This window comes from Paracoccus sp. SMMA_5_TC, assembly GCF_009696685.2.
In the GTDB taxonomy this organism is placed as follows: domain Bacteria; phylum Pseudomonadota; class Alphaproteobacteria; order Rhodobacterales; family Rhodobacteraceae; genus Paracoccus.
The window spans coordinates 22092-42500 of sequence record NZ_CP102356.1; the positions used below are offsets into that span (position 1 = coordinate 22092).

Genomic DNA, 20409 nt, shown 5'->3' on the forward strand with positions numbered 1-20409 from the left:
CGTCCGGTCGCCCCGGGAAATCCGGCGACACAAACGTAATTCAATTTGACATAAGCGATACGAATGTTTCAACTGGAACCATAAGGCCCGCGCGGTCCCTGGCCGAAGCCTCGGCCCGACCGGGCACAAGCCGTTTCAACAAGGGAGCAACGCATGACCAGGATCTGGACGGCCGCGGCGGCGGCAGCGGCCATCTTCATCGGCACCGGCGCCATGGCGCAGGAAACCTTCATCTCGATCGGGACCGGCGGCGTCACCGGCGTCTATTACCCGACCGGCGGCGCCATCTGCCGGCTTGTGAACCGCGACCGCGCGCAGCATGGCATCCGCTGCGGCGTCGAATCCACCGGCGGCTCGGTGTTCAACGTCAACGCCATCCGCTCGGGCGAAATGCAGTTCGGCGTGGCGCAATCCGACATCCAGTTCCACGCCTACAAGGGCAGCGGAGAATTCGCCAGTGCCGGCCCCTTCGAGGATCTGCGCGCCGTCTTTTCCCTGCACCCCGAACCTTTCACCGTCGTCGCCCGCGCCGATGCCAACGTCAAGAACTTCGAGGATCTGAAGGGCAAGCGGGTCAACATCGGCAACCCGGGTTCGGGCCAGCGCGCCACCATGGATGTGGTGCTGAAGGCCATGGGCTGGACGACCGCCGATTTCGCCGTCGCCTCGGAATTGCCGCCGGCCGAGCAGGCGGCAGCGCTGTGCGACAACAATGTCGATGCGATGGTCTATACCGTCGGTCACCCCTCTGGCGCCATCCAGGAGGCGACAACCGCCTGCGACACCGTGCTGGTCAATGTGACCGGCGATGCCATCGACGCCCTGGTCAAGGAAAACCCCTATTACCGGATCGCGACCATCCCGGGCGGCATGTATCGCGGCACCGATACCGACACCACCACCTTCGGCGTGGGCGCGACCTTCGTTACCTCGGCCGCCGTGCCCGAGGAGGTCGTCTATCAGGTCACCAAGGCCATCTTCGAGAACTTCGACCAGTTCAAGACGCTGCATCCGGCGCTGGAAAACCTGGTGCCCGAACAGATGGTGACCGAAGGCAACACCGCGCCCCTGCACGACGGCGCTGCGCGCTATTTCCGTGAAAAGGGCATGCTGAACTGATCCTGTGCCGACACCCGGGGCCGGCGCGCCGGCCGCGCCCCGGGCGCGAGGGCCGCGACGGCCGCGACAATCCGGCGCGAATGCAAGCAGGAGGGGGGCGACAGGCCATGGCCGACAGCGACAAGACCGGCGGGCGACGCGCGTTTTCGGACGAGGAATTGCAGGATCTGGTCGAACAGACCGACAGTGGCGCACGTGCACCGCGCAGCCGTGCCGTGGCGCTGCTGATTGCCGGATTGGCGCTGTTCTGGTCGCTGTTCCAGGTCTGGGTCGCCGAGCCGCAGTTCTGGTTCGGAAAGCTGCCGTTTGTCACCATTCTGGGGGCCGATCAGGTGCGCCCCATGCATCTGGCGCTGGCGCTGGCGCTGGCCTTCCTGTGTTACCCTGCCGGCAAGGCCGCGCCGCGCGATCACGTGCCGATCTATGACTGGGTGCTGGCCGGGCTGGGGGCCTTTTGCGCGCTCTACATCTTCTGGTTCGCGCGGGACATCGCGGCAACGGCACGCTCGGGCCTGCCGACCCAGACCCAGATATGGATCGGCACCATCGGCATCGTCATCCTGCTCGAGGCCAGTCGCCGCTCATTGGGACCGGCGCTGACGGTGGTGGCGGCGATCTTTCTGGCCTACAGCTATTTCGGCCAGGGCTGGCTGATCCCCGATCTGATCGCGCATCAGGGCCGCGCCTTCGGCTCGATCGTCAACACGCAATGGCTGAGCACCGAGGGCGTGTTCGGCATTCCGCTGGGCGTGTCGGCGGCCTTCGTCTTTCTGTTCGTGCTGTTCGGCTCGCTGCTCGACAAGGCCGGTGCCGGCAATTACTTCATCAAGATGGCTTTCGCGGGCCTGGGTCATCTGCGCGGCGGACCGGCCAAGGCAGCGGTCGTCGGCTCTGCCGCGACAGGGCTGATTTCGGGTTCATCCATCGCCAATGTGGTGACGACCGGAACCTTCACGATCCCGCTGATGAAGCGGGTGGGCTTTACCGCCGAAAAGGCCGGCGCGGTCGAGGTCTCAAGCTCGGTGAACGGTCAGATCATGCCGCCGGTGATGGGTGCAGCCGCATTCCTGATGGTCGAGTTCATCGGCATATCCTATATCGAGGTCATCACCCACGCCTTCATCCCGGCTGTCATCAGCTATATCGCGCTGGTCTATATCGTTCATCTGGAGGCGCTGAAGAACGACATGCCCGCGCTAGGCCCGTCGCGGTCGCTGCTGGCGATGCTGCTCAAGGTCTTTGTGGGGTTCGTGATAGCGGGCGCGGTTTTCTATGCCGCGATCAAGGGCGTCGACCTGCTGCGCGCCAGCGCCCCGGGCATCGCGCCCTGGGTGCTGATCGGGGCGGTAACGGCGCTGTATCTGGCGGCACTGCGGGTTGCCGCCGCCCGGGACGAGCTGGAACCCGACGACCCGCATGCCAAGGAAATCGTGCTGCCCCGCATGGCTGATGTCGTGCCCAGGGGCCTGCATTTCCTGCTGCCGATCCTGGTGCTGGTCTGGTATCTGATGGTCGAGCGCCAGTCCCCGGCGAAATCCGCCTTCTATGCGGTGCTGGTGATGATGATCATCCTGCTGACACAGCGGCCCATCAAGGCCCTGATGCGTGGTCAGGGCGATCTGGGCGGGGCATTTCGCGCCGGCTTTGACGATCTGATCGAGGGATTGATCGCCGGTGCGCGCAACATGATCGGCATTGCCGTGGCGACCGGCGCCGCCGGCATCATCGTGGCGACGGTGACGCGCACCCCCATCGGCACCGAACTGGCAGGGCTGGTCGAATACCTGTCCATGGGCAATCTGTTCTTGATGCTTCTGCTGGTCGGGGTGTTTTCGCTGATCCTGGGGCTTGGCCTGCCCACCACCGCCAATTACATCGTGGTGTCCTCGCTGATGGCCACGGTGGTGGTGTCGCTGGGCGCCCAGCAGGGGATGATCGTGCCGCTGATCGCGGCGCATCTGTTCGTGTTCTATTTCGGGATCATGGCCGATGTCACCCCGCCCGTGGGTCTGGCCAGCTTTGCCGCCGCCGCGGTTTCGGGCGGCGATCCCATCAAGACCGGCTTTACCGCCTTTTTCTACAGCCTGCGCACCGTCGCCCTGCCCTTCCTGTTCATCTATAACCCGGCGTTGATCCTTTACGGCATCGATCTGGGGACGGCGGCCGGATTGCTGATGGCGCTCAAGGTCTTTGTGGTCGCCACCATCGCCATGCTGCTGTTTGCCGCCGCGACCCAGGGCTATTTCCTGACCCGCAACAGGCTGTGGGAAAGCGCGGCGCTGCTGCTGGTGGCCTTTACCCTGTTCGTGCCGAATTTCTGGCTGGACCGGTTGCAGCCCCCCTATGCTGCTGGCCCCGGCACCGAGCTCGAGGCGCATCTGACCGAGGCGGAACCGGGCGAATATCTGCGACTGCTGGTGGCAGGGCCGGATTTCACCACCGGCAAGCCGCGCCAGACCACGCTGGTGCTTGACGTCGATGACACGCCGCCCGATCAGCGCCTGGCGGCCACCGGCCTGCTGCTGATGCCTCAAGACGGGCGCATGACGATGGAAGAGCCGATGCCGGCGACGCGCTTTTCGACCGCGCTGCAATCCTTCGATTTCTACGGCGACACGCCGGTCGAAATCGTCGAGGTGCAGTATCCCGCCGATCGCATGCGGCAGGAAGTGTTCTACCTGCCCGCGCTGCTGCTGCTGGGCGTGGTGATCATGTTCCAGCGCCGCCGCCAGACCAAACCTGCCTTCTGAAGGTGTCATGATGTCCCGCAAGATCCTGCTGCCCATCGACCTTGGCGACCCCAAGGGCACTGCCCGTCCTCTGGCCGAGGCCCTCACCTTGCTGGGCCCGCAAGGCGTGCTGCATGTCGTCAGCGTCTTTCCCGATTTCGGCCTGTCACAGGTCGGCGGCTATTTTCGCAAGGATTACGAGAAAGAGGCGCTGAAGGCCTTGGGCAAGGCGCTGTCTGACTGGACGGCGGCCCATGTTCCCGACGGGGTCGAATTCCATCCCCATGTGCTGCATGGCACCATCTATGACGAGATCCTGCGCGCGGCCGACAAGCTGGCGGTCGATGTCATCGTCATCGGCGCAAATCGGCCGGCGCTGCGGGATTACCTTCTGGGGCCGAACGCGGCGCGGGTCGTGCGTCACGCCAACTGTTCGGTCTATGTCGTCAGGGGCTGATCCGATGGCAGACCACATCTTCGGCCGCAGCACCCGCGGCACCCTGCCTGCCGCCGTAGCTGGCGATGGCTGCTATATCATCGATGCCGCGGGCCGGCGCTATCTGGACGGTTCGGGCGGGGCGGCGGTGTCCTGTCTGGGCCATTCCGACCCCGAGGTGCGCGCCGCGATTCATGCCCAGCTGGATCGGCTGGCCTTTGCCCATACCGGTTTTTTCACCACCGATGCGGCAGAGGAACTGGCTGATCTGCTGATCGCCGATGCACCTCCAGGAATCGACCGGGTCTATCTGGTCTCGGGCGGCTCCGAAGCGGTCGAGGCGGCGCTGAAGCTGGCGCGGCAGTATTTCACCGAAATCGGCCAACCCGACCGCCACCGCGTCATCGCACGCCGCCAAAGCTATCACGGCAATACCCTGGGGGCGCTGGCGGCGGGGGGAAATGCCTGGCGCCGGGCACAGTTCGCGCCGCTGCTGATCCAGACCAGCCTGATCGCGCCGTGCTACGAATATCGCGACCGCCACCCCGACGAGACGCCCGAGGCCTACGGCCAGCGCGTCGCCGACGAGCTCGAGGCCGAAATCCTTCGTCTGGGCCCCGAAACCGTGATGGCCTTTGTGGCCGAGCCGGTGGTGGGGGCGACAATGGGGGCCGTGCCCGCGGTGCCGGGATATTTCCGCCGCATTCGCGAGATCTGCGACCGGCACGGCATCCTGCTGATCCTCGACGAGGTGATGTGCGGCATGGGCCGGACGGGCCAGCTTTATGCCTGCGCGCATGACGGGGTCGTGCCGGACATGATCACCATCGCCAAGGGTTTGGGGGCGGGTTATCAGCCGATCGGCGCGTTGCTGACCGCGCGCCATATCTATGCGGCCATCGCCGAAGGTTCCGGCTTTTTCCAGCACGGCCATACCTACATGGGCCACGCCCTTGCGGCCGCCGCGGCCGGGGCGGTGCTGCGGGCGATCCGGGATCGCGACCTGCTGGCGCGGGTGCGTCAGATGGGGGCAGAGCTCGACGAAGCGCTGCGCGACCGCTTCGGGCAGCATCCGCATGTCGGCGACATCCGCGGGCGCGGCCTGTTCCGTGGTCTGGAACTGGTGGCAGATCGCGACAGCGGCGCGCCCTTCGACTCTCGCCACCGGCTGCATGCGCAGGTAAAGGCACAAGCGATGCAGGCAGGGCTGATCTGTTATCCGATGGGGGGCACCATCGACGGCCAGCGGGGCGATCACATCCTGCTGGCACCGCCCTTCATCATCAGCTCGGCACAGATCGGCGAACTGACCGACAAGCTCGCGCTGGCACTGGACCAGGCGCTGAAAGCCGTAGAGGCCGGGGTGCGGGCGGCATGAGCCGTCTTGCGGTTCTGCCGCCGATCATGGTGGCTCCGAATGGGGCGCGTCTGGGCAAGACCGACCACCCTGCCCTGCCGCTTACCCTGACCGAGATCGTCGAGACGGCCCGCGCCTGCGCCATGGCCGGCGCGGGGGCCATTCATGCGCATACGCGCGACGCCGACGGGCTGCATGTTCTGGATGCCGGGCTTTACCGCGAGTTGCTGACGGAAATGGCGCGGCAACTCTCCGACATGCCGGTGCAGCTGACGACCGAGGCCGCAGGCCGCTACGACCCGCCCGCGCAGCGCGCACTGTTGCAGGCGCTGCTGTCGTCGCCCGGACCGCTGCCCGAAGGGGTGTCGGTCGCCCTGTCGGAAATGCTGGCCGATGGCGAACACGACGCGGCGCGGCACAGCTATCATGCCCTGGCCGAGGCAGGCGTGGCGCTGCAACATATCCTCTATGCGCCCGATCAGCTTCGCACGCTGGCGGACTTGCTGGGGCGCGGAATCATTCCCGCGCCGCCCCCGCACCAGCGGGTCTGTGTTCTCTACGTGCTTGGCCGCTACAGCAGCGACATGCAATCGCACCCCGCCATGCTGAAGCCGTTCCTGACCGCCGCCATGCAGGCTGGGCTGGCAACGGATTGGGCGGTCTGCGCCTTTGGCCGTCAGGAAACCGCATGCCTTGCCGCAGCACAGGCCCTGGGCGGCAAGATGCGCGTGGGCTTTGAAAACAACCTGCTGATGGCGGATGGCACACTTGCCCCCGACAATGCGGCGCGGGTGCGCGAAATCCGTGCGCTGTCGCGCCAGGCGCGGATGCATCGCTAAGATGCGCCGGCTTCAGGATGCCAGCCGCCCCCCACGCCAGGCGGCGACCTGCGCCAGAACCTCGGCCAGATCGCGGCGCTGCTCCTCATGCCGAAGCGGAAAGATCGACAGGAACCAGTCCAGAATGTCCTGATCGGTCGGATCGGGCTTGCCCTGCCACTGGCCCCGCAACTGTTGCAGAAAGGCATCCAGACACTGTGCCGCCTGCTCGGCGCGGCCCAGTTGCCACAAGGCGGCGCAGTGCCAGCCGCCGACGGTGGGCATCAGGCCGCTGCCCGCGGCGCATTGTTCGGCCGCGGCGGCATGGTTGCCGCACAGGTAATCGGCTGCGGCCAGATAGATCCAGTGATAGGGTTCCAGCACGCGGGCGTGACTTTTCGCCTCGGCCACCAGCGCGGCGGCCTTGCCAAGATCGCCGGAAAAGGCAAACCCCAGCGCGCAGGATGCCACCGTCAGCGCATTGCTGCGGTTCAGCGTCAGCGCCTGGTCGAAATGGAACTCGGCCAGGTCGAAATAGCCCATGTGGCAGAAACACCAGGCCAGCACGCGATGCGCGCGCGTGTCCAGCGGATCGGCCGAAACCGCGACGATGGCATGGTGCATGGCGTCGCGCTTGATCTCCTCGGTCTGGAAGGTGCCGGGCAGCAGCACATGGCGCACGTTCAGCGCGCCGGCCAGTTCCGCATGGGCGGGGCCGAAGGGCGGCGTGCGCTGGGTGATCTGGCGCAGGATACCGATGGCCTCGGCCTCGGTCTCGGGCGACCAGCTGTCCAGCAGCGCCTGCGCCCGCAACCAGCTGTCATAGACATCCGACCCCGAATCCGACAGCGACCGGTCCGACACGACGACCGACAGCGTGTTGGCGATATTCGACAGCAGCAGCCGCGCCTTGTGCTCCCAGTCGTTCTGCGGCTGCTCGATCCATTCCGACCAGACCAGATGACCGCCCTGCCCGCCCAGAACCTCGACGAACAGCCGCAAGCCGCCGTCCAGATAGAACGGTCGCAGCAGGATGCGCACCTGCGCCTGCTGGGCCGCGTCGGGCTCGACCACCCACCATTCCCGGAACCGCCCCATGCGCATGCGCAGATCGGCGAACAGCACATTGGTCAGGCTGCCCAGATCGCCGGCATCGCCGATCGGATCCTGCAACGCCACCGACAGGCTGATCTGTGGCGGCCGGTCGCCCTGGGGCGCCTGCCGCCCGCCACCGGCCGGGTCCAGCTTGATCGCCGCCAGCAGTTCGACGGTCTCGGCCTCGGGCTCCTGGTCGAAGGCTTCATCCAGATGCGCATAAAGCGTATTGTAGCGTTCGATGGCGCGGGTGGGCCGGCCGGCCTGCCAGTCCAGCCGCATCAGCAGCCGGGTGACGTTTTCGTTGGCAGGTTCCAGCGCCACGGCAAACTCGGCCAGCGCCCGCTGCGCCTCGGGGTCGCGGCCGCCCAGATCGGCCAGGCGCGCGTCCAGAACCTGGCGCAACCCGGCCAGCAGCGTCGCGCGGGTGATCGCCAGCCAGCTGTCGAACGACGCGCTGATGCCTTCAAGCTGCACGGTCTGGTCGATCATCAACCGGATCTGACCGCCCCGGCCGGTATCCCAGCCCGGATCATCGATCAGCGCCGCCAGTTCCTGCGCCAGATCAAAGGCGCGCGGCAGGCGCAGCGCGATTTCCCCCGCGCTGGTTTCCAGCGCGATGCCGGGACGGTTCTCCATCGCGCGGCGGATGTGCTTGACCGCCTGCCGATACGAGGCCGCAGCCCTCTGTTCGTCCGAATTCTGCCAGAACAGGTCGGTGACCTTTTCCGTGCGATGCACCGGCGCCCGATCTGCGATCAGAAAGAACAGCAGCGCCCGACCCTTGCGCAGACGCACCGCATCCAGAATGTCCAGCAGGTCCGGGATCAGCTGCATCGGCATCCTTTGCGGCAGTTCGACTGCGCGGGCTAGTTCGGGTTCGGCGGATGTTTTGTTCAAATCACCAACGAATTCAAGCCTCGATCTGGCCCAGGGCGCAGGAGGGGCGGATTCACATCCCTTTCACGCCTGACAGGATAACATGAACCATTCCCGCCACCATGTGGCATATGGCTTTCACGTCTGGCAATTTTGAACCCGCATTCCATCATCCTGTGCGCCGCCGCGTGGAGGGCTGTCTGACAAGCCATCGCCAGCGGCCACAGGTCGAAAGCAGCCGGGGCCCACAGCCCCGCATTTGAACAGAGCCGGCGGGCTGGGCCGAAGGTCGGCCCGTCGGCATCTGCGCCGCCTGCAAACCCTTCTCATGGGAAGGGAGTGCATCGCGCCGTCCCCGCATGCCTGCCTTCGCGGCGGCCGTCGAAAGCGTGACCAGGCGCGCCCTGCCCGGCCGTTGACAGCCGCCGCCCCAGAGGCATCCTGACCCAGTATGAAACGGCTGTTGCTTTCCATTCTGTCGCTGCTCCCCGCCCCGGCCACGGCGCAGGACTGCGTGGTGCTGCTGCACGGGCTGGCGCGCACCGAGGCTTCGTTCACGGTCATGGAAAGCGCACTGGCGGCGGCAGGCTATCGGGTGGTCGGCGACAGCTACCCCTCGACCCAGGCCCCGGTCGAGGCGCATCTGACCCATGTCGATCGCGCCGTCGCCCGCTGCGGGCCGGGCCGGCACCATTTCGTCACCCATTCCATGGGCGGCATCCTGCTGCGGGCCTGGCTGGCCGGCCGAAGCGATCCCGGCCTGGGCCGGGTGGTGATGCTGGCGCCCCCCAATCGCGGCTCGGAGCTTGTCGATCATCTGGGCGGGCTTGCGCTGTTCGAAGCGCTGAACGGCCCCGCCGGCCAGCAGTTGGGCACCGGCGCCGACAGCCTGCCCAACCGCCTGCCAGATGCCGATTACGACCTGGGCATCATCGCCGGCGACGTGTCGCTGAACCCGCTGCTGTCCCTTGGCTTCGACGGACCCAACGACGGCAAGGTCTCGGTCGAAAGCACGCGCCTGCCCGGCATGCGCGATCATGTCACCGTCCACGCCAGCCACACCTTCATGATGAACAATCCGGTGGTCATCGCCCAGACGCTGATCTTTCTGCACGAAGGCCGCTTCGATCACGACCTCGACCTGGCGGGGGCGCTGGCGGTGCTGGGCGGGTTGCTGCCGCCCTAGCCCGGGTAACGGTCGCGCCGGATGGCAGCGCGGCGCTGGCGCCAGCGCGCCTCGATCCGGTCCCAGCCCTTGAACAGCCCGCGCCGGTGCAGGGGCTCGAACATCTCGTCAGGGCCGTTCGGGTCCAGGATCTCGTTATCGGCCAGCCATTGTTCCAGCCCGCTCAGCACCGGCAGCTGATAGGGCACCAGCGTCCGGCCGGCGCCGCGCAGCGTCTCGATGGTGGCGATCAGCGATCCGGTGCGCGCAAGCGTGCGGGTGACCTCGTCGGGGGCGCAGCCCAGATGTTCGGCCAACAGATCGTCGCGCAGCGCCGCAACGCGGGCCGCCTGCCCCGCATCCGCCGCCGTCAGCACCAGATCGCATTCGCTGTCGAGCCGCAGCGAGCGGTTGTTGAAATTGGACGACCCCACCCGCAGCACCTGCCCATCCACCACCATGAGCTTGGAATGCACATAGATCGCCGCGCCGCCCCTGGTCTGGGGATGCCGCCCCTGGTCTGGGGATGATAGATCCGCAGCCGCCCGCGATGATCCAGCCGTTGCAGCGCCTGCACCAGCCGCGCCCGTGCGGTATCCATGGCCAGCGGCTCCAGCCAGCCGGTGGCGGACAGCGGATTGACGATGACGATTTCGGGGGGGTCCGGCTCGACCAGCCGTTCCGCGATCGCCCGCGCGATCCGGCGCGAGGCGAAATACTGGTTTTCCGCATAGATATGCTGACGGGCACGGGCGATCATGCCGACATAGGCCGCCTCGATTTCATGCACCCCGTCACAGTCGGGCATGGCAGGCAAGGTGCGCGCGACCTGCAATTGCGCGCCGTGCAGGTCCGCAGCCAGAGCCTCGGGCCAGGGGTCGTTGCCGGGCGGCACCTCGGGCAGCGCCTGTCCGGTCGCCTTCTGCCAGCGCTCGCGCGCCAGCTGGCCCAGGAGGCGCGCGGCGGCGCCGTCGCAGGCGGCGGTGGCGTCGTGCCAGGGGCCATGACGCCGCCCGCCGGGGCTGACCCGGCGCGGGTCGTCGTCAAGATGCGCGCGCGTGTCCCAGCGGTCGATGGTCATGTCGATGCCGCCGCAGAACGCCAGGGATTCATCGATCACCACGATCTTCTGGTGATGCGAACTGGCCAGAGGATGTGCGCCGTCCAGCTTCAAGGTGATCTGGCGATGCGCCTTCCACCGCAGCACCGTCCATAGCGTGTTGCCCCGGAACATCGCCTTCAGCGCCCCGGTGTCCCAGCGCAGCAGCCGGATCTGCAGACCCGGGCGGCGATCGGCCAGCCACAGCAGGAAATCACCCAGCCGTTCCGGCCCGTCGTCACCCGGCTCGCCCAGCCGAATGCGGGCGTCGAAATCCCAGGCGATCAGCATGATGCTGTGGCGCGCCTGCAACATGGCCGCCCGCAGATGGCGAAAATAGTCATCGGCATCGACGATCAGCGCGAACCTGTCGGCATGGGCGCTGTCCCAGCATTCGCTTCCGGTTGCCATGACATCCCCCTCCCTGCCCCGGCAAACCCGGACGGGCACGGGCGGGTTCCCGTGCCTAGGGGGTCATGATCCGCAATCGCGTGATCGTGGCATCAAGCCGACGCAGATCCAGACGCAGCCTTTCGGCCAGATGGGTCTGGACATAGGCGGCGTGAAAGCGTGTCGGCGCGAACAGCGTCAGACAGCCATCGCTCACGCCGGCATCGATCAGCCCCGCAAGCCAGGCGTCATGCAGCGCCGGATCCTCGGCCGCCAGCCGCGCGCGCAGCTTCGCCCAGGCACCGCTGGCCGGTGCAGCTTCAGGCCGGTGCAACGGCACCACATTGGTTTCGGGTGCGGCGGTCGCCCCGGACATGCGGGCGACGAAATCGGGGCCGACCAGATCCCATTGCGCCCGCGTATCGGTCAGGATGCGGGCAATGTTCAGCCCCAGCACCGACACCCTGCCCCGCGCGCCCGCCTGCTTTACCTCGATCCAGCCGATCGCGCGCAGCCTGGCCATCTCGCGCTTGACGGTGCGTTCGTCGACCGACCACAGGCGTGCAATCTCGCGCTGGCCCACGCAAAGTTCGTCGCGTTGCCAGTTGTAGCGGCTGGTGATCAGCGCCATCAGCCGCAAGACCATGCGCTGACGATGCTTGTCGGCAGCCAGGGCATGCGCCATCATGGCCGACAGCAGGTCGTATTTCTTGGCCCCGGCCTCACGGCCGACGGCGCGGATCGCTTGCATGACTGCTCCTGCCTCCGGCTGACCGGATGCCTGTTACTGCCCGTGATTGCACATCCGGTCCTGCCGGACGCGGGACGATGACCGAGGATCTTGTGCCGTCCAAACGCTTTTCATCGCCCGGCTCTTATTTGCGTCCTGTTTTGCGATTCTGTCAAGCCGGTTGCAGGAAACGCTCTTGACCGTCCGGAAAACCTGAAAGGAAATCGGTATCAACGGTATAAGGGGACGCTTTGACTGTCCCCCTATCTTGCACTTTTGTCCCCTATTCGGCCTGGCCGCGGCGGAACCTGTCCCCTTTTGCGTTGCCAATTCCCCGATGACAGCGATTCGCGGCCGCGCCAGGGGAATCGTCCGGAATTGCCGGAAATTCCTGCCTTTCCTGTTATTCGCACTCTCATTCAAAACGCCTTTTGCCAAAAGTGCAAATCCGGCGTAAATAGGAAAGCGACGATAATCTGCGTCCTAGAAATACAGGCATTCGATGTATACGCACCAAGACCTCGCCCGACTGCAGGCCCAATCGCTGAAGATGCAGAGCTGGATCCGGCGCCAGACCTTCAGCCCTGCCAACGAAAAGACGCTGCGCCGGTTCTCCAGCTGGGAGGTGGCCGAACTGATCTTCCGCATCAATCAGTCGACCTTTCGCGGCAAGCTTGCTGCCGAGCCGAACCTTCCCCTCGGGGAAGTCGAAGAGGATGGACGTCAGCGGTGGTTCTCGCTCGAGGAGATCAACGAGCTGCGCCGCCGCATCAGGATCAACCGCAAGTCGCTGATGCCGTTCAGGCCCGAAGGCAAGCGCGCCTTTCGTGCCGCCATCGCCAATTTCAAGGGCGGCGCCGGCAAGTCGACGGTGGCGTTGCACTTTGCCCATGCGGCTGCGCTGGACGGCTATCGTATCCTTGTGGTGGATTTCGATCCGCAGGCAACCCTGTCGCACAGCATGGGACTGACCGACGTTGGCGAGGATCATACCGTCTGGGGGATCATGGCCCGCGACCTCGAGCGCGAGACCGACCGCATGAACGCGGCCTCGCGCGGGGCCGAGTCGGGCACCGCCCTGCCCCAGCGCAAGCTGCCGGCCTCGATCCGGGACATGGGCCTGGGCAAGCTGCGGCCTGCCGATTTCATCAAGCAGACCGCCTGGCCCACGATCGACATCATTCCCAGCTGCGCCAATGCCGCCTTCGTGGAATTCGCCAGCGCCCAGTATCGGCACCTGAACCCGGAATGGACATTCTTCGGTGCGGTGTCGCGCTTTCTCGACAGCCTGGCGGACGATGCCTATGACCTGATCCTGTTCGATTGTCCGCCGGCGATCGGCTATCAGTCGATGAACGCGGTCTTTGCGGCCGATATGCTCTATATTCCGTCGGGCCCCGGGTATTGGGAATACGATTCGACCACCAGTTTCATCGGGCAGCTTTCCGAGGCGCTTGAAGATCTGTCGCATGGGTTCGAGAACTTCCCCACGGGGAAGATCAAGTTGCCCAAGGCCTTTGCCGACATCCGCTTCCTGATGACGCGCTATGAGCCGTCGAACGAATTGCATCAGGCCATGTATGGCGCCTTCAAGCAGGTTTTCGGCGAGCATATGGCCGAGCATCCGATCGAGCTGACCCGGGCGGTCGAGCAATCGGGGCGCTTCCTGTCCTCGATCTACGAGATCGATTATCGCGAAATGACCCGGGGAACCTGGCGACGCGCGCGCGCAACCTTCGATCAGGCCTATGAAGAGTTCAAATCGCATCTGGTCCGGGCCTGGGATCGGCTGGAGGGTGAAGCATGAGCCGCAAACGCCGCATGTTTGAAATCGAGATGCCCGACGACGGCGTTTCGGCCGAGCCCGACTTCCCCGCGGGGAAGGATGCGCCGGCGCGCAGGGGGCCGATGGCCGCCGCGATCACCGAGACGGCTGAATCGAGCCGTGACCGTGCCCGGCTTGAGGCGCAGATCCGCGCCGAAAACGATGCGCTGGCGCAAGAGCATGTGCGGCTCAAGCGCGCGGGTCTGATCACCGATCTGGTGCCCTTGGACGCGATCGATACCCACAAGCTGATCCGGGACCGGGCTGCCGGGCCTGATTACGAATTGGCCGAACTGGTCGAATCGATCCGGGATATCGGCTTGTCGAACCCGATCCGGGTCGAGCCGGCGGGCGAGGGCCGGTATGAACTGATCCAGGGCTGGCGGCGGCTTTCCGCATATCGTCAGCTGCTGGCAGAGACCGGCGATCACGAGCGCTGGGGCCGCATCCCCGCCGGTATCGCCGCCAAGGGCGAGGCGCTCGAGGCGCTGTATCGGCGGATGGTGGATGAGAACCTGGTGCGCAAGGACATATCCTTTGCCGAGATGGCGCAGCTGGCACTGCACTATGCCATGGACCCGCTGACGCCCGAGAATGATCCCGAAAAGGCGGTGGCGATCCTGTTCAAGTCGGCAGGCTATCAAAAGCGCAGCTACATTCGCAGCTTTATCCGCCTGGTCGAGGCGCTGGATGGCGCGCTGATGTATCCGGCCGAAATTCCGCGCGCCCTGGGCCTGGCGCTATCGCAGCGGCTGGACGAGGTTCCGGGCACGGCGGCCGCCATCCGCGCCGAGCTGAAGGACTGGGATACCCGCAGCATCAAGGATGAGCTGGACATCCTGCGCCGCTATGCCGGGCAGGGGGCCGAGACCGAGGATCCGGCCCGGCCCGGTCGCGCGGCGACGCCGATCGTCCCTGCGGGGAAGGCCAAGACCACGTTCCAGATCGAGCGGCCGCAGGGCAATGCCAAATGCACCGCCGCCAATGGTCGGCTGGAGATCCGGCTGCCGCGCGATTTCACCGCGGTGGATCGTCGCCGGCTGGAGGCGGCGGTGCGGGTGATGCTGGAAAGCCTGGACTGACTTCCCCGCGGGGAAGGTCTTGCAGTTGTGCGCCTGCCTGGTAATACTGAAGGTAATACCGGGCAGGAACTTCATGCGCATCACCAGCAAGGGGCAGGTTACCATTCCCCAGCACATTCGCGATTTCGCCGGCTTTCAGCCGGGGACCGAGGTCGATTTCGTCATCGGCGCCGATGGCGTGGTGCGGGTTGTCGCCGCAGGGCAGGGGGCGATGGTGCAGGACCAGCGCCTGCAACGCGCCATCGAGGGGCTGCGCGGCAGCGCCGATGCCGGGCTGAGCACGGAACAGATCCTGGCGTTGACCCGGCCATGACCCCGGTTCTGGTCGACAGCGACATCCTGATCGACATTGCCACCGATCATCCTCGCTGCGGCAAGGCCGCGGCGGCGGCGCTGCTGTCGGCGGGGCAGGGGGCGCGGTTGATCGTCAATCCGCTGATCCTTGCCGAACTGTCGCTGGCGCTTGGCCGTATCGAGGCGCTGGAGGCGGTGCTGCCGGGCGATCTTTTCCGGCGCGAGGCGCTGCCCTGGCCGGCGGCGTTCCTGGCCGGGCGCGCCTTGCGCGCCGGCACCGCCCGTGACGGCCGCGCGGGACTGGTCGACCTGTGCATCGGCGCCCATGCCGCGGTCCGGGGCTATCGGCTGCTGACCCGGCAGCCATGGCGCTACAGGGCCGCCTTTCCGCGGCTGGGCCTTCTGCACCCGTGATTGCCGGTAATCCGCAAATCTGCAATATTTTGCGGGTAACACAGAGCAGGGGCAAGGATGACGATGGTAGCGTCTGCAAGCCGCGAGGGGCCGCCCGACGTCGCCGATGCGGCGGCCTGGCGGGCGGCGCAGGCCGAGCTTGCGCCGGCCCTGGCGGCGGCTGCGACGCAGTTGGGGCGGCTGGACCAGCTTCTGACCGGCTTGCCCGAGATCGCACGTGCCGGTGCCCTGTTGCGGCTGGCGCTGATCGAGGTCGAGGCGATGCTTTGGGCGCAGGGCAGCCCGCTGCGCCGCGAGGACATCGGTCGCGATCTGATGGAGGCGCGCGCCAGCGCCGATCTTGAGGCGATGCGGCTGGCGCGCTGGGGAATCCGGCGGCTGGAAGGGCAGGGGGACGCGGCCGACCTGCGCGGCTTTCTAGGGCTGCACCGGGCCGAAACGGCGGGGCTTGACGGGGTGCTGGCCGCCCGGCCGACGGGGGACGACTTCGATGCGGCGGCGCAGGATTTCGCCGCGCATATGGCCGCACTGGCCGGGATGGTGCCGCTGGCGCTGGGTCCGGCGGTGCTGGGGCTGTGGCGGCTGTGCGGGTTGTCGCCGCCCGAACGGCTGGTCGAACCGGCGGTCTGGTCGGCGCGGGCCATGGCCGGCGGCGCCGAAATCCTGCGTTTTGTGCCGCTGGGTCGGCACGGGCGCGCGGTCTGGGTCGATGGCGGGCCGCAGGCTGCGCGCCTGGCCCGACATCTGGCGGCGGTTTCAGCGGGCCTGGCCGAGGCGCGGCACGAATTGATGCGGCTGTGCGATTGGCGGGGCCGGGCGCTGGCGGCCACGGCGCGGATCAAGGGCGATACCCCGGCCGAGGCGATCGCGGCGCTGTTTGCCCATCCGTTGCTGAGCGCGCCGATGCTGGAACGCCAGGCCGGCATCAGCCGCGACACGGCCGAGCGGATGCTGGCGCGGTTGCAATCGCTGGGTCTGGCGCGCGAGATCACCGGCGGGCGGCGCTTTCGGCTGTGGACGTCGGCCGGTTAGCGCGGCGATAGGCGGCCGGGGTGGTGCCGGCCAGCTTCAGGAAGGCGCGGTGAAAGGCGCTGGGTTCGCCATAGCCCAGTTGGGCCGCGATCTCGGCAATGCTGGCGCGGCTTTGGCGCAGCAGCTGCCGCGCCATGTTCAGCCGGATTTCGGCTTTCAATTCGCCGTAGCCCTGGCCCTCGGCGCGCAGGCGGCGGCGCAGCGTGGCGGGCGACAGCGAGAGCAGCGCGGCCAGGCTGTCGAAATCGGGCCAGTCCGCCGGCGGGGTGGCGCGCAGCCGGGCGCGGATGCGGGCCGACAGCCCCTGATCGTGGCGATAGCGCAGCAGGATATTGGCCGGGGCACCACGCAGAAAGCCCTGTAGCGCGCGTTCCTGGCGAATCACCGGCAGGCCGAGGTAGCGGGCGGAGAAGGTCAGGCGGCTGATCGGCCGGTCAAAGGCCACCGGCGCGCCGAAGAACTGGTGATAGTCGTGCCGGTCGGGCGGTGCCGCGCAGGCGAAATCCACCCCCAGCAGCGGAATCCGGCGCCCGATCAGCCAGCAGGCCACCCCCAGCAGGATCAGCCAGTAGGTGCGATAGGCGAAGGCCCGGCGCGGGCCCCGGTTGTCGGTCAGGGTGATCTCGGCCAGGCCCTCGCGCAGCCGCAGCTCGCCCACCGGGTCGTCCAGCACCACGGCCAGAAACCGCAGCGCCCGGCGCAGGGCGTGTTCCAGATTGCGGGCGTGCAGGCTGACCTGGCACAGCAGGCGAAAGCTGCCCGGGCGCATGGGGCGCGCGGCCTCGTCGAAGAATTCGTCGCCGATGGCTTCGGCGATCGCCAGCCACAGCCTGCCGTATTGCAGGTTGCTGACCGGCTGCGACAGATCGCCGATGCCCACCGCCGCCAGCAGCGGGTGGGGGTCGAGGCCGCGCCGGTGCAGGCAGTCCAGCGCGTCCTCGACAAAGCCCGGAGAGATCAGCCGCCGTTCCATGGCCCTATTCTTGCAAAACCGATCAGGCATTTTGGCCGGGGCGATCATTGTTTGCAATGCGCGACGCGCTATCATCCGCACGGAAATCGGCTTTCCTGGGAGGAGGCACGCCTTGTCCGACATGTCTTTTGCACGGCCGCGGCCGGATTATCAGGCCACGCTGGCCGGGTTCAGCCTGGAGGCGGCCGCGGCACGGCTGGCCGGCGATCTGGCCACGGGCATCAATGCCTGCGTCGAATGTTGCGACCGCCATTGCGGCCAGAACCGCCTGGCCCTGCGCTGCCTGTCGGCCGACGAGGAATTGCGCGAATACAGCTTTGAAGAGCTGCGGGCGCTGTCGGCGCGGGTTGCCAATCTGCTCAGCGACAAGGGTATCGGCGCGGGCGATGTGGTGGCCGGGCTGCTGCCGCGCACCATCGACCTGGTGGCGCTGATCCTGGGCACCTGGCGGCTGGGGGCGGTCTATCAGCCGCTGTTCACCGCCTTTGGTCCCAAGGCCATCGAACATCGCCTGCACACCAGTGGCGCGCGGCTGGTGGTGACCAATCCCGCCAACCGCGCCAAGCTGGACGAGGTGCAGGATTGCCCGCAGATCGCCACCGCCGGCGATAAGGTTCCGGCCGGTGATATCGATTTCCGCGCCGGCATGGCCCAGGCCTCGGACAGTTTCGCGCCGGTGATGCGGCGGGGTGACGATCTGTTCATGATGATGTCCACATCGGGCACCACGGGCCTGCCCAAAGGCGTGCCGGTGCCGTTGCGCGCGCTGCTGGCCTTCGAGGCCTATATGCGCGAGGCGATCGACCTGCGCGAGGGCGACGTGTTCTGGAACATCGCCGATCCCGGCTGGGCCTATGGGCTGTATTATGCCGTGTGCGGGCCGCTGCTGCTGGGACAGGCGACCACGCTGTTCGAGGGGGGCTTTACCGCCGAATCGACCTATCGCATCATCCGCCGGCTGGGGGTGACCAGTCTTGCCGGATCGCCCACCGCCTTTCGCCTGCTGATCGCCGCCGGGCCGCAGGCCGCTGCCGAGGTCAAGGGCCAGCTGCGCGTGGTCAGTTCCGCGGGCGAGCCGCTGAACCCCGAAATCATCCGCTGGTTCGACAGCCATTTGCAGGTGCCCATTCACGACCATTATGGCCAGACCGAGATGGGCATGTGCGTGAACAATCACCACGGGCTCGACCATCCGGTGCGGCCCGGCTCGGCGGGGTTGGCGATGCCCGGCTATCGCGTCGTGGTGCTGGACGACGCCGACCGGGAGTTGGGCCCCAATGAGCCCGGCGTGCTGGCCATCGACCTGCAACAATCGCCGCTGATGTGGTTCGGCGGCTATCTGGGCCAGCCGCCCTTGCAGGGGCGCTATTACCGCACCGGCGACTCGGTCGAGTTCGAGCCCGACGGCTCGGTCAGCTTCATCGGCCGGTCCGACGACGTCATCACCAGCTCGGGCTATCGCATCGGCCCCTTCGATGTCGAAAGCGCATTGCTTGAACATCCGGCGGTGGTCGAGGCGGCGGTGATCGGCGTGCCCGACCCCGAACGGACCGAGATCGTCAAGGCCTTTGTCATCCTGGCGACCGATGCCCACCCCGACGAGGCCCTGGCCGAGGAGCTGCGCCAGCATGTACGCAAGCGGTTGTCCACCCATGCCTATCCGCGGCTGATCGAATTCGTCACCGATCTGCCCAAGACCCCCAGCGGCAAGATCCAGCGATTCATCCTGCGCAAGGCGGAAATCGCCCGCCAGACCCAACAATAGGAAACCGCCATGCAGATTCAGGACAAGGTCTTTGTCATCACCGGCGCCGGCTCGGGCCTGGGCGCAGCCGTTGCGCGCATGGCGGTGGGCGCAGGCGCCAGGGCGGTGCTGCTGGACGTCAATGCCGAGGCCGGCGCGGCGCTGGCGGGCGAACTGGGCGCGGCGGCACGTTTCGTGCGCACCGATGTGACCAGCGCCGACGAGGGCGCCGCCGCCATCGCGGCAGCGGTCGAGGCTTTCGGCCGGGTGGATGTGGCGGTCAACTGCGCCGGGGTGGCGCCGGGCGAAAAGATCGTCGGCCGCGACGGTCCGCACCGGCTGGAAAGTTTTGCCCGCGCCATCCAGATCAACCTGATCGGCACCTTCAACATCCTGCGGCTGGCTGCCGATGCCATGGCACGCAATCCCGCCGACGCCGGGGGCGAGCGTGGGGTGGTGGTCAACACGGCCTCGATCGCGGCCTTTGACGGGCAGATCGGCCAGGCCGCCTATGCCGCATCCAAGGGCGGGGTGGCGGCGCTGACGCTGCCGGCGGCGCGCGAACTGGCCCGCCACGGCATCCGCGTGGTCACCATCGCCCCCGGCATCTTTGGCACCCCGATGATGGCCGGCCTGCCGCAAGAGGTTCAGGACAGCCTGGGCGGCACTGTGCCCTTCCCCTCGCGTCTGGGCGATCCGGCGGAATTCGCCGCGCTGGTCCGCCACATCGCCGAGAACAGCTATCTGAACGGCGAGGTCATCCGGCTGGATGGCGCGCTGCGCATGGCCCCGAAATGAACCGCCGCATCATGACAGGAGAAACCGCATGAGCACCGATCCGATCGTCATTACCGGCGCCGCCCGCACCCCGATGGGCGGCTTTCAGGGCGATTTCGCCACAGTCGAGGCGGCGCAGCTGGGCGCCACCGCGATCCAGGCCGCGCTGGCCGGGCTGGACCCGCAGGCGGTGCAGGAAATCATCATGGGCTGCGTGCTGCCCGCCGGGCAGGGCCAGGCCCCGGCCCGGCAGGCGGCGCTGGCCGCCGGGCTGCCGCTGGGCGCCGGCGCGACCACCGTCAACAAGATGTGCGGATCGGGCATGAAGGCCGCCATGCTGGGCCACGACCTGCTGCTGGCCGGCTCGGCCGAGGTGGTGGTGGCCGGCGGCATGGAAAGCATGTCGAACGCCCCCTATCTGCTGCCCAAGGCCCGCGGCGGCTATCGCATG

General features: G+C 67.1%; 19 protein-coding genes (1 of these 19 cut by a window edge). 14 read left to right on the plus strand and 5 right to left on the minus strand.

The genetic code is table 11. The features are described from left to right. Nucleotides 1-153 precede the first annotated feature (153 nt). The 5 genes from GB880_RS13815 to GB880_RS13835 all read left to right on the plus strand — a co-directional run bounded on the left by GB880_RS13815 (nucleotide 154) and on the right by GB880_RS13835 (nucleotide 6480). Nucleotides 154-1119 (plus strand): TAXI family TRAP transporter solute-binding subunit, encoded by a 966-nt coding sequence (locus GB880_RS13815; RefSeq protein WP_154493070.1) that lies wholly within the window; start codon nucleotides 154-156, stop codon nucleotides 1117-1119. Between the two features lie 107 nt (nucleotides 1120-1226). Continuing rightward, a complete protein-coding gene (locus GB880_RS13820; RefSeq protein ID WP_154494258.1) occupies nucleotides 1227-3869 on the plus strand; it encodes a TRAP transporter permease in 2643 nt (880 codons plus the stop codon). Nucleotides 3870-3879: 10 nt separating this feature from the next. Next, nucleotides 3880-4305: a universal stress protein gene (locus tag GB880_RS13825; protein ID WP_154494257.1), complete on the plus strand. Its 426-nt coding sequence runs from the start codon at nucleotides 3880-3882 to the stop codon at nucleotides 4303-4305. Nucleotides 4306-4309: 4 nt separating this feature from the next. Continuing rightward, nucleotides 4310-5662: an aspartate aminotransferase family protein gene (locus tag GB880_RS13830; RefSeq protein ID WP_154494256.1), complete on the plus strand. Its 1353-nt coding sequence runs from the start codon at nucleotides 4310-4312 to the stop codon at nucleotides 5660-5662. Next, nucleotides 5659-6480, plus strand: coding sequence for a 3-keto-5-aminohexanoate cleavage protein (locus GB880_RS13835; RefSeq protein ID WP_154494255.1), 822 nt, complete (start codon nucleotides 5659-5661; stop codon nucleotides 6478-6480). Before GB880_RS13830 ends, GB880_RS13835 begins: the two co-directional genes overlap by 4 nt. Before the next feature lie 12 nt (nucleotides 6481-6492). On the opposite strand, the gene GB880_RS13840 is transcribed toward GB880_RS13835, so the two are convergent. Next, nucleotides 6493-8391, minus strand: a complete 1899-nt coding sequence (locus tag GB880_RS13840; protein WP_154494254.1) for an AfsR/SARP family transcriptional regulator — start codon at nucleotides 8389-8391, stop codon at nucleotides 6493-6495. A gap of 493 nt (nucleotides 8392-8884) precedes the next feature. Here GB880_RS13840 and GB880_RS13845 point away from each other — a divergent pair, with 493 nt between their 5' ends. Next, on the plus strand, nucleotides 8885-9619 hold the full coding sequence (locus GB880_RS13845) for an alpha/beta hydrolase (RefSeq protein WP_154494253.1): 735 nt from the start codon (nucleotides 8885-8887) through the stop codon (nucleotides 9617-9619). Here the strand turns inward: GB880_RS13845 and GB880_RS13850 are convergent. From GB880_RS13850 to GB880_RS13860, 3 genes are read right to left on the minus strand one after another with little or no spacing between them, the layout of a single operon-like run. Next, a complete protein-coding gene (locus tag GB880_RS13850; RefSeq protein ID WP_229774457.1) occupies nucleotides 9616-10059 on the minus strand; it encodes a hypothetical protein in 444 nt (147 codons plus the stop codon). The two genes, GB880_RS13845 and GB880_RS13850, sit on opposite strands and share 4 nt — an antisense overlap. Then, the gene (locus GB880_RS13855; RefSeq protein ID WP_263467400.1) at nucleotides 9969-11108 is read right to left on the minus strand and encodes a hypothetical protein; all 1140 of its coding nucleotides are present in this window, start codon (nucleotides 11106-11108) and stop codon (nucleotides 9969-9971) included. Before GB880_RS13855 ends, GB880_RS13850 begins: the two co-directional genes overlap by 91 nt. Before the next feature lie 55 nt (nucleotides 11109-11163). Continuing rightward, a complete protein-coding gene (locus GB880_RS13860; protein ID WP_154494494.1) occupies nucleotides 11164-11838 on the minus strand; it encodes a hypothetical protein in 675 nt (224 codons plus the stop codon). A 481-nt stretch (nucleotides 11839-12319) separates the two neighbouring features. Between GB880_RS13860 and GB880_RS13865 the strand changes: the two genes are divergently transcribed. From GB880_RS13865 to GB880_RS13885, 5 genes are all read left to right on the plus strand, one after another. After that, nucleotides 12320-13624 carry an AAA family ATPase gene (locus GB880_RS13865; protein WP_154494493.1) on the plus strand — a complete coding sequence of 435 codons (1305 nt, stop codon included), beginning with the start codon at nucleotides 12320-12322 and terminating at the stop codon, nucleotides 13622-13624. Continuing rightward, nucleotides 13621-14724 (plus strand): ParB/RepB/Spo0J family partition protein, encoded by a 1104-nt coding sequence (locus GB880_RS13870; RefSeq protein ID WP_154494492.1) that lies wholly within the window; start codon nucleotides 13621-13623, stop codon nucleotides 14722-14724. The genes GB880_RS13865 and GB880_RS13870 overlap by 4 nt, the downstream gene beginning before the upstream one ends. Before the next feature lie 73 nt (nucleotides 14725-14797). Next, the gene (locus GB880_RS13875) at nucleotides 14798-15037 is read left to right on the plus strand and encodes an AbrB/MazE/SpoVT family DNA-binding domain-containing protein (RefSeq protein ID WP_154494491.1); all 240 of its coding nucleotides are present in this window, start codon (nucleotides 14798-14800) and stop codon (nucleotides 15035-15037) included. Next, entirely contained in the window at nucleotides 15034-15432 is a 399-nt protein-coding gene (locus tag GB880_RS13880; protein ID WP_263467401.1) for a type II toxin-antitoxin system VapC family toxin, read from the plus strand. Before GB880_RS13875 ends, GB880_RS13880 begins: the two co-directional genes overlap by 4 nt. Nucleotides 15433-15489: 57 nt before the next feature. Next, nucleotides 15490-16464, plus strand: coding sequence for a helix-turn-helix domain-containing protein (locus tag GB880_RS13885; protein WP_263467402.1), 975 nt, complete (start codon nucleotides 15490-15492; stop codon nucleotides 16462-16464). Here the strand turns inward: GB880_RS13885 and GB880_RS13890 are convergent. Then, a complete protein-coding gene (locus GB880_RS13890; RefSeq protein ID WP_154494535.1) occupies nucleotides 16421-17437 on the minus strand; it encodes an AraC family transcriptional regulator in 1017 nt (338 codons plus the stop codon). The two genes, GB880_RS13885 and GB880_RS13890, sit on opposite strands and share 44 nt — an antisense overlap. A 121-nt stretch (nucleotides 17438-17558) precedes the next feature. On the opposite strand from GB880_RS13890, the gene GB880_RS13895 reads away from it, so the two are divergent. The 3 genes in view from GB880_RS13895 to GB880_RS13905 are tightly spaced (at most 28 nt apart) and all read left to right on the plus strand, a layout consistent with a single transcriptional unit that may run on beyond the window. Continuing rightward, entirely contained in the window at nucleotides 17559-19202 is a 1644-nt protein-coding gene (locus GB880_RS13895; protein WP_154494536.1) for an acyl-CoA synthetase, read from the plus strand. Nucleotides 19203-19211: 9 nt separating this feature from the next. Continuing rightward, nucleotides 19212-19979 carry an SDR family NAD(P)-dependent oxidoreductase gene (locus GB880_RS13900; protein ID WP_263467403.1) on the plus strand — a complete coding sequence of 256 codons (768 nt, stop codon included), beginning with the start codon at nucleotides 19212-19214 and terminating at the stop codon, nucleotides 19977-19979. Nucleotides 19980-20007: 28 nt separating this feature from the next. Continuing rightward, nucleotides 20008-20409, plus strand: the start of a protein-coding gene (locus GB880_RS13905) for an acetyl-CoA C-acyltransferase (RefSeq protein ID WP_263467404.1). Its footprint extends 780 nt past the window's final position; 402 of the gene's 1182 nt are visible here — the first part of the coding sequence; the start codon lies at nucleotides 20008-20010; its stop codon lies beyond the right edge, outside the window.

Excerpts from the sequence above, each read along its gene's own strand:
- GB880_RS13815 (WP_154493070.1), top strand. The coding sequence starts at position 154 with ATGACCAGGATCTGGACGGCCGCGGCGGCGGCAGCGGCCATCTTCATC.
- GB880_RS13820 (WP_154494258.1), top strand. The coding sequence starts at position 1,227 with ATGGCCGACAGCGACAAGACCGGCGGGCGACGCGCGTTTTCGGACGAG.
- GB880_RS13825 (WP_154494257.1), top strand. The coding sequence starts at position 3,880 with ATGTCCCGCAAGATCCTGCTGCCCATCGACCTTGGCGACCCCAAGGGC.
- GB880_RS13830 (WP_154494256.1), top strand. The coding sequence starts at position 4,310 with ATGGCAGACCACATCTTCGGCCGCAGCACCCGCGGCACCCTGCCTGCC.
- GB880_RS13835 (WP_154494255.1), top strand. The coding sequence starts at position 5,659 with ATGAGCCGTCTTGCGGTTCTGCCGCCGATCATGGTGGCTCCGAATGGG.
- GB880_RS13840 (WP_154494254.1), bottom strand. The coding sequence starts at position 8,391 with ATGCAGCTGATCCCGGACCTGCTGGACATTCTGGATGCGGTGCGTCTG.
- GB880_RS13845 (WP_154494253.1), top strand. The coding sequence starts at position 8,885 with ATGAAACGGCTGTTGCTTTCCATTCTGTCGCTGCTCCCCGCCCCGGCC.
- GB880_RS13850 (WP_229774457.1), bottom strand. The coding sequence starts at position 10,059 with ATGGTGGTGGATGGGCAGGTGCTGCGGGTGGGGTCGTCCAATTTCAAC.
- GB880_RS13855 (WP_263467400.1), bottom strand. The coding sequence starts at position 11,108 with ATGGCAACCGGAAGCGAATGCTGGGACAGCGCCCATGCCGACAGGTTC.
- GB880_RS13860 (WP_154494494.1), bottom strand. The coding sequence starts at position 11,838 with ATGCAAGCGATCCGCGCCGTCGGCCGTGAGGCCGGGGCCAAGAAATAC.
- GB880_RS13865 (WP_154494493.1), top strand. The coding sequence starts at position 12,320 with ATGTATACGCACCAAGACCTCGCCCGACTGCAGGCCCAATCGCTGAAG.
- GB880_RS13870 (WP_154494492.1), top strand. The coding sequence starts at position 13,621 with ATGAGCCGCAAACGCCGCATGTTTGAAATCGAGATGCCCGACGACGGC.
- GB880_RS13875 (WP_154494491.1), top strand. The coding sequence starts at position 14,798 with ATGCGCATCACCAGCAAGGGGCAGGTTACCATTCCCCAGCACATTCGC.
- GB880_RS13880 (WP_263467401.1), top strand. The coding sequence starts at position 15,034 with ATGACCCCGGTTCTGGTCGACAGCGACATCCTGATCGACATTGCCACC.
- GB880_RS13885 (WP_263467402.1), top strand. The coding sequence starts at position 15,490 with ATGACGATGGTAGCGTCTGCAAGCCGCGAGGGGCCGCCCGACGTCGCC.
- GB880_RS13890 (WP_154494535.1), bottom strand. The coding sequence starts at position 17,437 with ATGGAACGGCGGCTGATCTCTCCGGGCTTTGTCGAGGACGCGCTGGAC.
- GB880_RS13895 (WP_154494536.1), top strand. The coding sequence starts at position 17,559 with ATGTCTTTTGCACGGCCGCGGCCGGATTATCAGGCCACGCTGGCCGGG.
- GB880_RS13900 (WP_263467403.1), top strand. The coding sequence starts at position 19,212 with ATGCAGATTCAGGACAAGGTCTTTGTCATCACCGGCGCCGGCTCGGGC.